General features: G+C 62.5%; 10 protein-coding genes and 1 pseudogene. 9 read left to right on the forward strand and 2 right to left on the reverse strand.

Annotation, left to right across the window (positions count from 1 at the left end):
- The first annotated feature begins 872 nt into the window (after positions 1–872).
- The 4 genes from AC5RV1_RS01775 to AC5RV1_RS01790 all read left to right on the forward strand — a co-directional run bounded on the left by AC5RV1_RS01775 (position 873) and on the right by AC5RV1_RS01790 (position 4,361).
- Positions 873–1,856 carry an ABC transporter substrate-binding protein gene (locus AC5RV1_RS01775; RefSeq protein ID WP_493993273.1) on the forward strand — a complete coding sequence of 328 codons (984 nt, stop codon included), beginning with the start codon at positions 873–875 and terminating at the stop codon, positions 1,854–1,856.
- Between the two features lie 15 nt (positions 1,857–1,871).
- On the forward strand, positions 1,872–2,678 hold the full coding sequence (locus AC5RV1_RS01780) for an ABC transporter permease (RefSeq protein ID WP_493993274.1): 807 nt from the start codon (positions 1,872–1,874) through the stop codon (positions 2,676–2,678).
- A gap of 72 nt (positions 2,679–2,750) precedes the next feature.
- Positions 2,751–3,512 (forward strand): ABC transporter permease, encoded by a 762-nt coding sequence (locus AC5RV1_RS01785; protein ID WP_493993275.1) that lies wholly within the window; start codon positions 2,751–2,753, stop codon positions 3,510–3,512.
- Positions 3,513–3,548: 36 nt separating this feature from the next.
- A complete protein-coding gene (locus AC5RV1_RS01790; protein WP_493993276.1) occupies positions 3,549–4,361 on the forward strand; it encodes an ABC transporter ATP-binding protein in 813 nt (270 codons plus the stop codon).
- 822 nt (positions 4,362–5,183) lie between these two features.
- On the opposite strand, the gene AC5RV1_RS01795 is transcribed toward AC5RV1_RS01790, so the two are convergent.
- Positions 5,184–5,951 carry a GntR family transcriptional regulator gene (locus AC5RV1_RS01795; protein WP_493993277.1) on the reverse strand — a complete coding sequence of 256 codons (768 nt, stop codon included), beginning with the start codon at positions 5,949–5,951 and terminating at the stop codon, positions 5,184–5,186.
- Between the two features lie 675 nt (positions 5,952–6,626).
- Positions 6,627–8,168: an FAD-binding oxidoreductase gene (locus AC5RV1_RS01800; RefSeq protein ID WP_493993278.1), complete on the reverse strand. Its 1,542-nt coding sequence runs from the start codon at positions 8,166–8,168 to the stop codon at positions 6,627–6,629.
- 526 nt (positions 8,169–8,694) lie between these two features.
- Here AC5RV1_RS01800 and AC5RV1_RS01805 point away from each other — a divergent pair.
- From AC5RV1_RS01805 to AC5RV1_RS01825, 5 genes and pseudogenes are all read left to right on the forward strand, one after another.
- Positions 8,695–9,723: pseudogene (locus AC5RV1_RS01805) on the forward strand (FAD-dependent monooxygenase); the annotation flags it as partial.
- 126 nt (positions 9,724–9,849) lie between these two features.
- Entirely contained in the window at positions 9,850–10,302 is a 453-nt protein-coding gene (locus AC5RV1_RS01810; RefSeq protein ID WP_493993468.1) for a hypothetical protein, read from the forward strand.
- Positions 10,303–10,340: 38 nt separating this feature from the next.
- Positions 10,341–11,267: a VOC family protein gene (locus AC5RV1_RS01815; protein ID WP_493993279.1), complete on the forward strand. Its 927-nt coding sequence runs from the start codon at positions 10,341–10,343 to the stop codon at positions 11,265–11,267.
- 28 nt (positions 11,268–11,295) lie between these two features.
- Positions 11,296–12,123: a fumarylacetoacetate hydrolase family protein gene (locus tag AC5RV1_RS01820; protein ID WP_493993280.1), complete on the forward strand. Its 828-nt coding sequence runs from the start codon at positions 11,296–11,298 to the stop codon at positions 12,121–12,123.
- Positions 12,124–12,242: 119 nt separating this feature from the next.
- Positions 12,243–13,034 (forward strand): IclR family transcriptional regulator, encoded by a 792-nt coding sequence (locus tag AC5RV1_RS01825; RefSeq protein WP_493993281.1) that lies wholly within the window; start codon positions 12,243–12,245, stop codon positions 13,032–13,034.
- Positions 13,035–13,188 lie beyond the last annotated feature (154 nt).

Genomic DNA, 13,188 nt, shown 5'->3' on the forward strand with positions numbered 1-13,188 from the left:
AGGACCTGGCTAGCGACCGCCCCTACGGAAAGGCGGTCCATCTCATCAAGCACACCGTTGCCCTTGACACAGGAACTCAAGGACAAGAGACACGTAGCATCTAGCTCCGGGGCGCCGGTCCCGCCGCAGCCCTGCGGGAGGAAACCGGGGTCCGCCCGATCACCGGCGCAGTGGTCTATGATCCCAGGTCAGTTCCTAGGCCGCATTCGCCGCGCCCCTCGTCGGACGGTGTAAATCCCGTCCCCGCCTCGTCGGGGAACACGGTCCGGCACCGGCCGAACTGGGGCGGGACAGGCGTCTCAACAGCCTCCTGCCCGTGACCTCTGTCGACAGAATGGTCTACGAAGCAGCAAACCGAGCCTGTCGAGCGCCGGAAGGCCGAGGCAAGATCGCGCGTGAGATGCGCCGCTGCCTCAAGCGCCGCCTCGCCCGGCGTCTCTACCGCACACTCAACGCGATCACGCCAGCGCCATCACGCTCCCGCAGGTTGCTTGACAGATATAGAAGATCGGGATCATGAAACGCCTGCGGCAGTGACCATGCCGGAACCGACCGGCCAGCAGGCCCTAATCCTGCAACAAGAACGGGCTACGAAAAATTAGGTAGCGGTGGGCGGGCGATCAGGAAGCACCGGAGGGAGGCCGGCACCATTCATAACTGACGGTGCTACACAGCAGCCTCCGCTTTGTCCCACCATCACGAGGAAGCGGGCCGCTTCGATTACGCGCTCCTGTTATTGCCCGCAGGGCGCACTATGACGTGCCTCACGAAAAGGGCTGTGCAGTAGCTCTCATTTACGTTATGGTGTGGGTAATGCATTCTTCGGAGAAGAGTGTTATATCGGCCAAGTTTGGAATCAGGAGAAAAGACGCATGAAGAAGATGACCCGTATGTTGCCCCGTTGGGCCGGTCTTGCCATGGCGTGTGCAGGTGTCATGGCGGTCACGGCCTGTGGCGGCGACGCCGCTGTGTCCGCCGCGGATAAGACGATCACCGTGTTGCACGCACCCATTAACTACGAGCCGCTGTACATCGCCGACCAAAAAGGCTTCTTCGATGAGGTCGGCCTGGACGTGGAGATCCGCCCCGGCGGCACGGCCCAGGACAACCTGAGCCAGCTTGTAGGAGGATCGGCTGACATCAGCACGGTCTCCTGGGACGCAGCCGTAACCGCTACTGCTCAGGACCTGCCCATCAAGCTGATCTCCGGTGCGGGCCTCATCTCGAAAGAGGTCGACACCTCCGGAGTCGTTGTACGCAAGGACAGCGGCATTACCGACCTGTCCGGCTTGGAAGGCAAAACGATTGCCTTCAACTCGCTCGGCTCCGGAGGCAACGTCCCGGTACTGCAGGCTCTGACTGACGCTGGCGTGAACCTGGACAGCGTCAAGCAGGTCGCACTGCCCTATGCCTCGATGCGTACCTCGCTGTCGAGTTCCCAGGTGGATGCCATCTTCCCGTCGGACAGCTTCTACAACCAGGTGATCTCCGATGACTCGTTTCACGTGATCGCCAACCCTTCCCGTGAGTACCGCGCCGGGCTCGGCATCACTCTGTGGGCGGCCACGGACCCATGGCTACAGGGGAATGGAGAGACGGCCAAGAAGTTCAATGAAGCCATGGCCAAGGCTGTTGCATTTTACAACGACGATGCCAACGTGGACGCCATCTACGAGTTGCGCAGCGGGGTGACCGGAAACTCCATCGAGGATTCCAAGGGCCCGCTGGTCGAGCAGCAGGTGGGAATCGATCCCGAGGTGTCACAGAAAACAACTGACGCTTTGGAGAAGTTCGGCATGATTTCCAACCCCAAGAGCGTTGACGAGATCTTGTGGGAAGGAACTCCCCGCGCCTGAGGGGAGATGTGACCTATGGCTACAACTACAACCACCCCGATGGCGTTCAGCCGCCAGCCCAGGATTGACTGGACGCTGACCCTCCAACGAGTGATGGCCCTGGCAGTAATCCTGCTCATCTGGCAGTTCGCCGTGATGAGCGGGATCCTGCCCAAGATCACTCCCGGCATCCCCGAGATCCTGACCTCAATTTTCACCGTGGTCACTACGTCGAACTTCTGGGGCGGCTTCGGCCACACGCTCTTAGCCGCCTCGGCGGGCTGGCTCCTCTCCTGTGCAATCGGCGTCGTCCTGGGGCTGCTGATCGGCACGATCCGTCCGTTGGACCGCTCAACCGCTTTGATCGTTGAGTTCGGCCGCGCCTTCCCGACCATCGCGCTTATGCCGGTGATGATGCTGGTGCTGGGTGCCACGACGAACATGAAGATCACCATGGTGGTGCTGGCCGCGGTCTGGCCCGTGCTGGTGCAGTCGATCCTGGGATCCCGGAGACTGGATCCGGGCATCGTATCCACCGCGAAGGTCTTCCAGATCCCGAGGGGTCTGTGGTTCCGCAGAGTGTTGTTGCCGGCAGCCACGCCGTTTATCGCCACCGGCGTGCGCATCTCAGCGTCCATCGCGATCCTGGCCGCGGTCGGAGTCGAAGTCCTGACCCAAGTGCCAGGGCTGGGACGACTGATCACACTGGCCCAGGAGGCGGAGCGCTGGGACAACGCGTTCGCCTACTTGTTCTTCGCTGGCATCTTCGGCTGGCTCGTGGCCTCTCTACTGGGTCGGGCCGAGGACCGGCTGCTCCGATGGAACAGGCAGAGTGATGACTGACCCTTCTACGACCAGCACATCCCCTCCGATAAACCTCCAGTGCATCGAGCTCGAACCGTCCGGGAGCGTCATATGAGAACTTTGACAAACGTGCTGTGGTGGCTTTGGCTGCCCGTCCTACTAATCATCCTCTGGTGGTTCGCCTCGGCGAACAGCACCAACCTGTTTGTTCCCCCGCTCTCGCGGATCCTCGACGTAATGGTCCGGGACCTTACCAACGGCGTACTGCTGCAAGCCATGAGCTCGAGTCTCTTCAACCTGGCGGTAGGTCTACTGATCGCGAGCGTGGTGGGCGTGGCCCTGGGCCTCATCCTGGGCGAGACAAAACGACTGCGGCTGATCCTCGACCCCTACATACACTTCGTGCGCTCCGTGCCACAGTCGGCCTTGGTTCCGCTGATCATCGGCATCTTCGGGTTGGGATCTACCTCGAAGATCTACGCCGTGGCCCTCGCCTGCGTCTGGCCGATCCTGCTGAACGCGATCGATGGAAGTCTTGGCGTGGAGGTTGGGGCGCGACGAGTGTCCCGCGTCTTCGGTATCCCGCGGATGCTTTACTACCGTCGTGTGGTGCTACCCGGGGCCATGCCCCAGATCATTGCCGGCATCCGCGTCGCCCTGCCAATCGGCATCGTCGTCATGGTAGTCAGTGAGCTTTTCGCCTCAAACGTCGGGCTGGGCTTCTACATCCTGAACTCCTCCAGCACTTTCCGGATCCCCGAGACGTGGAGTGGAGCGCTGCTGGTGGGTGTCATCGGCTACATCCTCGTGATCGGCTTCAGCCTTATCGACAGGCAAATCCTGGCCTGGTATTACAAATCCGGCGCCCGCTGATGCGCCACGACACATCTTTTATAAGGAGTCTGAATCATGTCTAACACCGAAAGCGTCCCCGCCGGTACGTTGACAAGCATCAGCGGAGATGTCCTGCTGCGCGTCACAGACCTCTCGCTTGGCTACGGGGAGGGTGCTGATGAGAAGTGCATCATCGAGGACTTGAGTCTCACTGTCGGCAACGGGGAGTTCGTCTCGATCGTCGGCCCGTCCGGCGTCGGCAAAACCACCCTGCTCAAAGGCCTGTCCGGTCTGCTCAAGCCCAAGGCCGGTCAAGTCTTGGTGAGTGGGGGTATCCTCGAGGGACCGCACCGCGATGTTGCAGTAGTCTTCCAGGACTACTCTCGATCCCTGATGCCGTGGATGACCACCCGCGAGAACATCGCCTTCCCGCTGCAAGGGCGCGGCCAGAAGAAGCCGTTGCGCAACAAGGACGCAGACGAGGCCCTGGATGCCGTAGGGCTGGGAGGCCAAGGGGACAAGTACCCGTGGGAGATGTCCGGTGGTATGCAGCAGCGTGTGGCTATCGCCCGTGCACTGGCGTACAACGCCAAGGTGTTGCTGATGGACGAGCCGTTCGCCTCGGTCGATGCGCAAACACGCTTCGACCTCGAAGACCTGGTGATCGACCTCCGGGAGAAGCTCGGAGTGACGATTATGCTCGTCACTCACGACGTGGACGAGGCCATCTATCTGGCCGACAGGGTGATCGTCATCGCCGAGAAGCCGGCGACCGTCGTGGACGTGATCGAGACCGGATTCGGCACGCACCGTGATCAAGTTGCCACTAAGGCGGACCCGCGGTTCCAGGACGCTCGCGGGCGAATCCTGACCCGACTCCGCAAGTAGCACCGGGCGTCCTAACGCTTCCGTGTGGGCGTGAGGTCGGCCGCCAAAACAGGTGCAATGTGCGCAGGTCGCCTACAGTGTTAATAGCTGTTTCACCTGACCGTTATGGCCTGCTTGACCGGGCTGATGCCATGGGAGCGAACCTCAGTTGAGTCATAGTCGATCCCTTCCTGGGCTCAGGCCCGGTCGTAGCCTGGCCAGATGAAGGGGCGGGGCTCCTCGTCGTAGATGTGCTTCAGGTCCGTGTGGGCTCCACGAAGGCGCCGGTGCGCTCGACACACTGTGGGCGGCGATGTTGTCCCTCACCGTGGCGCACCGGACGCATCAGCAGGCGGGGTCTGCGCTTGTGCCGGCGATCACCTTAGGTGACTAGGGTCGGCAATCGGCTGACCTGTCAAGCCTGATGCGCACATCCAGCCCTTGCCCTGATTAGTGCGACCGCCTACTGCCTACGTGGTGACAGGAAATATGAAAGTGTCATCCCCGATGATGTCCGGATCCTGAGGTTCAACGTATCCACGAGGAAAGCATGGGCTGCAAGCCCTTCGGATGCGGCTTGAAGTGGCCGGATCGGCCCGTGGCATCGCTGCTTAGAGGGACCTCAGTGCATGCCGGCACGATGTAGAGCAAGATGAAGCCTCCGCCTCAGTGACGGGCGAAGCCGTGATCGACGCCAGCATGTAGCGGCGGGTCGCTCATCAGCAGATATGCGGCATCGGCGGCGTGTTGAAGAGCGATATTCAGGCTGCGTTCCCTTCCGCCGCTAACGGGTTCGGGGCACGGACGGTCTCTCTAGAGCATGCGGATGACAAGAACGCACCATCAAGCTGAGGTTTGCGAGACATCCAACAGACTATCGGACTGGGCGATTCGCTGTGCCTCCGGAAGGAACCCCACCTCGAGGATGTTATTCATGGACTTCGTGTAGTGTTCTCGCAGTAACCGTCCTGCTAACTGGGCGTCTCGATCTACGACGGCCTGCAGGATTTCTCGGTGTTCCTGGTCCATGTCGCGGCTCGCCGACTTGGGTGAAGGCGCCGACCAGCGTCGGTGCAGGGAGTTCTCATCGGCCAGCACGGAGGTCAGGTCGATCAGTACTGGCAGCCCACACGCCGAGAGCATCTTCCTGTGGAAGGTGTCATGAGCCTCGACCCACTCGGGGTTTAGCTCCAGGGTCCCGTCCGAGAAGCGTGGAATGCGCTCCAGCATATGATGGGCGGCGAAGACTTCAGACTCCCAGTGCAGGTCGCCCCGTTCGATGGCGAGCTGGATGCCGAACTCCTCGGCGCGGCACCTCAGCTCGTTGAAGTCCCGCAGCTCATCGAGCGAGATCTGGGGAACAAAGAAGCCGCGATTCGGCTTGAGCTCCACCAGCCGATCACCAGAGAGTCGGGTTAAGGCTTCCCGCACGACGGTGCTGGAGGTCGCATAATGCTTGGACAGGGGCATCAGCTGCAGGTTCTGCCCCGGGAGCCAGCGCCCGGCCAGGATGTCTTTGCGTATCCGGTCGCGTACGCCGGTGCTGAGAGTTTCGGAATTGCCGCTTCGAGCCATGACTGCAATATACTTCAAATTACGCAAAAATGTCACGATGTACAGTTTTATGTATTATCGGCTGGGTGTGCATTCTCCTCGTGGTGACCAATCTGTCAGAACCCCGGTGCTCGTGGCCGCCCCTTTTTACCCTCTTGGTTCCCTGAACAAACTTCGGCTGGTCTTGTCCCCTAATCGATGAACTCCGCATGACCCCTTCCCGGTCGCACCCCATCATGAAACGACCGGGAGCACAAACAATGCCGGGCTGACCCGCCGAGCAGCCCTGATTCTTGTAGCCGACCGTCCGGGGGGTGAAGTTCGGCGACATCCCCTAGATTCAAACCGGGCAGGGTTCTTCTACCGCGCACCCGCACCGACTGTCGCTTAACGAGAGGGGGCTGGTCCTTCGGCGACCCAGGTGTACCGAATTCGTCGTTGATGCGTGCCTTGGTGACGGGCCTGGGCATGCGATCGTCGGTGGGAGGCAGCGGGCTGTGCCAAGACAACAACAGCATGTCGCCATCTCGCTGAACCGCCGATGACGTTTCCACGCCTTCTGCTACGGGCCGAACGCAGGCGGTAGACCGCGGCAAGCGACCCCGCACCGGTACCGGTAGACGACGCCCTCAAGCCTTCCCAACCTAGAACTCAACACATTTAAGAGACACCCCTAAGCCCGGGATCGAGCCTGTCCGATCGGGGAGGGTGCTTTCCTCTCGTGTCGCAGACTCAGCGCTGCTCGCGCAACCGAGCTGGCCAAACGCCCTGTTTGCCGGGGTTCACAACTCCATTGGGATCCAAGGCATCCTTCAGCGTCTCCTGGAAGCGCAGGACCGCATGGTCGTTGAAGGAGAACTCGGCGGCGATGTCGTCCATATTGTCGATGTGACCCCGGTAGGGGGTGTAGCCGCGTCGAGCCGCGGCCTGCCGGACCTCCTCGTAGAGTGCGCGCGCCCTAGCCAGCTGCTCCTCGTTGCCATTCTCGAAGAAGATCATGGTGACATGCACGAGATGCCGGGCATAGATGTGGTAGCCGATGTAGAGATCGAAGCCGTACTTGGTGTAAAGAGCCTTGACCACGTTGTAGAACTCCATTACCGCGCCGCCGCGAGCGGGCAGGAGGGGTGCGATGTCGATGTGGCCGCCGTCCTCGGCATACCAGCCGAGGGTGTCGTAGGCCTTCAGCGACGGGACTCCGGCCATCGTGGTTTGGTCCTTCGGGTCGATGTCGTCGTAGGTGACCGGCTGGCCGTCCTTGCCCTCATATATCCGGGCTTGCACTTTGAATCCTGCCCCGTCGAAGGCAGCTTCGATAATACGTAGCCGTTCGCGAACCATACCCGGATCCCCGTAGAGGGCGAAGCGGGCGTTCCAGTGGCCGATGCCCATCCTGGCGCGCATCTGTTCCACGACATCGTCTGGGATGGATCCTTTACCCTCGTACCAAGTGGACCGTGGGCCCTGCATAGTGGCGGCACGCAGCACATTGCCGACCAGGCAGTTGTTCTGGAAGACCTCGCGCCGGCGCAGATCAGCGATGGTGTCGATCAGCTGGGGAAGATCCTCCACCCGGTCTACGGTGATGTCACCGGAAGCGAAGACTTCGGGCCAAGGCATCAGCCAGATGCCGGCGCGCACGACGATCCCGAGGCCGGACTGGGTGAACAGCTGGTCGATGTTGGGTCCGAAACCGCCCTTGAAAACATTGGCCAACGGGCTGTCCTCCAGTGCCCACATGCCGGTACGGAGCAGAGATCCATCCGGCAGGACGACCTCCAGCCCGCACAGCTGCTGGACGTGGTCTCCATACGGAGACATACCGTAGCCGCGGTCCAACGCGTTGCCGAGAACGGACCCCCAGCCCAGGGCTGGCACGGAGACGAAAAGGGGAAGCTTGTTCTCCTGGATGTGGTCGAAGAGGTTAAAGAATGTCACGCCGGGCTCGATAACCGCGTAGGCCAGCTCCGGGTCTACCTGGTGGATGGCGTCCATTCGGCTGAGGTCCAGGACGACCTGGTTCTGGGTGCGGGGTGCTGACCCCCCGTAGCCCAGGTTCTTGCCTCGGGAGACCGTCCATAGCAAGGTACTCGTCGCGTTGGCAAGACGGACGAGCTCTTGAACCTCCTGAACACTTCCGGGGCGCACACCGGCGACTGCATCGCGGCCGGTGTGCAGAGGGAATGAGTCAGCGTATGCCTTGTCGCTCCCCGGTCGGACTACATGCTCTTCACCGACGATGGATGCGGCCCTATCAAGGAAGGTGGCGGTCATGGTGCTCCTGAGTCCGGTCCGGCAGGTCTATTGAACGGCGCCGAATGGGTGTGTTTAGCAAGCAAGGCTGCATGCCGAAGGTACTCCACAATGATCGTCGCAATGCATTCTTAAGTAAAGAATCCATTTTAGAGGGGCGCCCTCCTTGCTTTACGTGCGCCGGGGGCCTGCGCCTGCTGCGCTTCCTGCTGCTGCAGCATCGCGCCGGAGTCCGCGGCCTGCTGGTTCGGTCTTCCTCGCGAACGCGGCTGACGCCCTGCGCGGCGCGCAATGCACGGCGCCCTCGTCAACGAACTGCACCTGCACAAAACCGGCGACTTGGACGAAGCGATTGACGCGGGCGCCGCGGCCAGGCACCAGCCCCTGATCGTGAAGATCACCAGGCCGACGACGGTAGGGGCGATCAGATACGGAAGCCCTTTGGCATGCACGCTAATCTCTCATTCCTACGAAATAGGACATACGACCTTGATGTCAGGACAGCCGCCTCTTATGCTGTCTTTACGGTTCAAGAGAGGACATCGAGATGAACGAACGCAGCGTGGCACGCTATTCGGAGGCAGTAGTAGTTGGCGCGGGGCCGGTCGGGATGACGACAGCTGCGCTGTTGGCCGCGCGCGGAATCGCCGTGATTGTCCTGGAAATGCGCTCGGGCACCAGCGAGGAGCCGAAGGCAATCAGCATCGACGACGAGGCATTGCGTACCTACCAGCAGGCAGGCATCGACCACGAGATTTCCAGCATTATTGTGCCGGGAACCGGAACCCGCTACTACGACGCCGACAACCGTCCGATGTTCCATGCCCGCGGCGCCATCCCCTACCGTTTGGGCCACCCCTTCAAGAACCCCTTTGCGCAGCCCGACCTAGAAAGGGTTCTGGCCAAGGGCCTGATCAACCACGATCTGGTCGCCTTGGAGTACAACACCAAGGTCACGCATGTAGAGCAGGACGATGCCTTCGCCTACTTGACCACCGAAGGACCGGCCGGTAAGGAAACGATCGCCGCCCGCTACGTCCTCGGCGCAGACGGGGGCCGATCGATCGTCCGAGAACTTGTGATGGACAACGCCATGTCCGGTCGTAGCTATTTGGACGTCTGGCTGGTGGCCGACACCCTCGAGGATCCGCACACCGAGCGCTACGGGATGCACCACGGCGACCCGAATCGCCCGCACGTGATTGTTCCAGGATTGGACGGCCGCTGTCGCTACGAATTCCGCCTCTTCGACGGCGAAGGAGAACCGGGCCATGCCCCGGACTTCGAGTTGATCAAGAAGCTGGTGGCCCCGTATCGCGACATCGAACCTCAGCAGGTCGAGCGCGCCATCAACTACCGTTTCAATGCTGTCAACGCTGACCGCTACCGCGCAGGCAGGTTCTTCGTGCTGGGCGACGCGGCCCACATGATGCCGCCGTTTGCCGGCCAGGGCCTGAACTCGGGAATCCGCGACGCCGCGAACCTGACATGGAAGGTCGCTGAGGTCCTCCAAGGCAAGGCGCCGGACAACATTCTCGACAGCTACGAGCCTGAGCGCAAGCCCCACGCCGGGGCGATCATCGCACAGTCCGTCCGCTTAGGCAGCGTCGTGATGAGCACATCCGAGCGGCTGGCCCGCCACCGTGACAAGATCATCCGCAAGTCACTCGACAGCCCTGAAGGCCGGGCCTTCTTCGAGGAAATGCGCTACCGCCCCGTCGCCCAGTTCGACTCGGAGCTGACGGTTACCGAGAACGCCGGACGCGCCATCGGCCAGCCTCTGGTGTTCGACACCAGCTCGCGGACCACCGCGCGGATGGACCACATCGTCGGAGACGGCTGGGTGCTGTTCGGCGTCGACGTGGTCCCAGGGGACTGGACGGAGGCCAACGAACTGGCCCAACGTTTCGGTGCTTCGCGCTGGTACATCCCATTCGACGACATCCAGCCGCGCGAGGCCGACGTCGACGGCCTGCTCATCGACCTGGATGGCTCGCTCTACCGTGAATTCGAAGGCTACCGCGGGAACTTCGTACTCGTCCGCCCGGACCACTTCACCTCCGCGGTGTTCGCCCCCGCCGAGTTGCCCGCCGTCTTGGACAAGACCGCCTCGCTGCAGCTGTCCGGACCGCTACTTCCTATCTTTGCCCGCTAAAACCTACTGAAACCCACCGACTGAACGAAGGAAATACCATGGAACGTCCAGCACGAGTCATCCTCGAGGAAAAGGGCGCTGCCGGCGCCCTGGGTGAAACCGCGGTCTCCCACATCGGCTTCCGTGTCCCCGACGTCGAGGCGGCCGAGGCTTTCTACGGCCGGGTCCTAGGCCTGGTCCGCCACGCGGAACTGCCCGACGGTGTCCGCCTCGGTTGGGGCGGCGGCCACCACGTCGTCGACCTTGTCGAGGGCCCCAAGGGGCTGGCCTACTACGGCTTCGAGGTCCGCGATGCAGGCGGTTTGGCCGGCATCCGGGAACGCCTCGAGACCGCAGGCTACGACTTGCGCGAGCTCGACGCCTCCTACATAACTGCCCCACTGGGCAAGCCCGAAGGCATCGCCGTTACCGATCCGGACGGCACCGAGGTTCACTTCCACACCCAAGTCCAGCGCCAGGGAGAGAACACCGCCGACACCGGCCGCCGCCCGATCAAGTTTCAGCACACCACGCTGGGCACCGGCGACGTCGCCCGCTTGGTCTCCTTCTACACCGACGTGGTTGGTTTCCGCATCTCCGACCAGCTCCAGGACGGGAAATTTTGCTGGCTGCGCTCGGACAAAGACCACCACACCCTCGCCGTTGTGTACGTCGGCGCCGGCGGGGACATCGACCACTACTCCTACGACCTTGCGGAGTGGCAGGACTTCAAAGTCTGGTGCGACCGCCTTTCCGAACTGAACGTCGACGTGGCCTGGGGCCCGGGCCGCCACGGTCCGGGCAACAACCTTTTCGTCTTCTTCGACGACCCGGCCGGCAACCACATCGAGCTGTCCGCCGAAATGGAGAAGTTCTACGACGACCGCGTCACCTACGTGCCGCGCCGTTGGGAACCGATCCCCAACAGCGTAAACCTCTGGGGCGGCCAACTGCCGAACTGGCGCAAGGTCAGCAAGCCCAACTAATCATCTCCACCGAAGGCAAGGAACTCTCATGGCATACGCAAACTACGAACACGACGGCCGCTTGCGGGTCGGCGAGGTCCAGGGCGACTTCCTGGTTCCGCTCGACGGCATCACGGAGATTGGCCCGGACACCTCCCTGGATGCCCTGCGCGGGGCGGTCCGGCTGGACGGCGAGCAAGTCGCCGTCCACGCGGTGCGGCTGCGGCCGGCCTCCCCGGCGGCCGCACGGATCGTCTGCGTCGGGCTGAACTACAAGTCGCATATCGAGGAAACAAAGCGGGACCTGCCCACCTACCCCGTCATGTTCCCCAAATACGCCTCCAGCTTCATCGGCCCGACCGACGACATCGTGCTGCCACCCGAGGCACAGCAGGTCGACTACGAAGGCGAACTCGCCGTCGTCATCGGCAAGGCCGGCCGCCGCATCAACGAAGAAGACGCGCTGGAACACGTGCTGGGCTATGCGGTCTGCAACGACGTGACCATGCGCGACTACCAGTACAAGACACACCAGTGGATGCAGGGCAAAGCTTGGGACAACTCCACCCCGATCGGCCCTTACATCGTGACGCCGGAGGAGGTTGACCTCACCTCCGCGGGCATCAGCACCACGCTCAATGGCCAAGTCGTACAGGAGTCTGACCTGTCGCACTTGATTTTCAGCATCCCGCGCTTGATCGCGACCGTCTCGGAGTTCACCCGCCTCGAACCCGGCGACGTGATCCTCACCGGCACCCCCTCCGGCGTCGGCTATCGCCGCGACCCGCAGATTTTCCTGCACGACGGCGACATGGTCACCGTCGAAATCGAGGGCATTGGCCGGGTGACCAACAAGGTCGTCGCCGAAGCCCTGTAGGGACGTCCTGCGGCCGGGTGGCTGATACGAACAGCACCAGGCCGCAGGGCCGTGCCCAGTGAAACCGGGCGACGGCCACGCTTCCGGTCATGGAATGGCCTATCGATAAGCTGAGGCACATGAGTTCACAGGCTTTCACCAGCGGATATCGAGATCGCAACAGTACAGCAGACCGCGCATTGACCATCCTCGAGATGTTCAACGAGGCGAAGTTCTCGGTTTCCGCCGTGGAGGTGGCCGCAGCACTGTCGGTGGCCCGGTCTACGGCCTACCGGTACCTCGAGTCACTGGTTTCGCGCGGCTTCCTCGAAGAGTCGCCCGTCGGAGGTTTCCGGCTGGGGCTCCGGATCCTCGAATTGGCGCGCGTGGCCCGACATGGCTATGGGCTGTCCGAGGTGGCACTTCCTCAGATGCGTGCGCTGTGCGATCGATTCGGAGAGACGGTACTGCTCACGCGACGGGCCGGAACTTCCGTCGTATGCCTCGAGCGTGAGGCGCCCCTGGGCCAGCTGCTGCGCATCTCCTATGAGCGCGGTAGTCAGCTGCCCCTGACGGCTGGCGCTTCGGCGCTGGTCCTGCTCGCGTGGTTGGACGATGCCCAGGCCCGCCAGCTGTTCGACGCCATTGAACGGCCACGATTCACCGAACGCACCCTGTCTGAGCCGGAAGATCTCCTGGGCCGGCTGCATGAGATCCGCGCGGCCGGGTACGCGATGACCCACGCAGAGGTCGACCCCGACGCCCTCGGCATTGCCGCCCCCATTTTCGATCCGGGCGAAGAGGTCGCCGCCGGTCTGAGCGTCGTGGCCCTGGGCAGCCGCGTTAGCGCCGAAGAACGCCAAGAGATCATCGTGGCCGTCCGGGACTCGGCCGAACAAATCAGCCGCACCCTTCGTGTCGCCGCCGGATAGCGAACAGGCCGCCCTCACCGCTCTGCGCCGCGCTCCCTGCCCCCATTCCATCTCAGCCCGCGTGACGGAGGCAACCCACGAGGTGGAGGCAGCCCGAGGCCGGGGACGCGCACGTGCCATGGAGTAAGTCGTGTGCCTACCCGCAGGCTCGCAA

This window comes from Arthrobacter sp. Hb9-2, assembly GCF_059091165.1.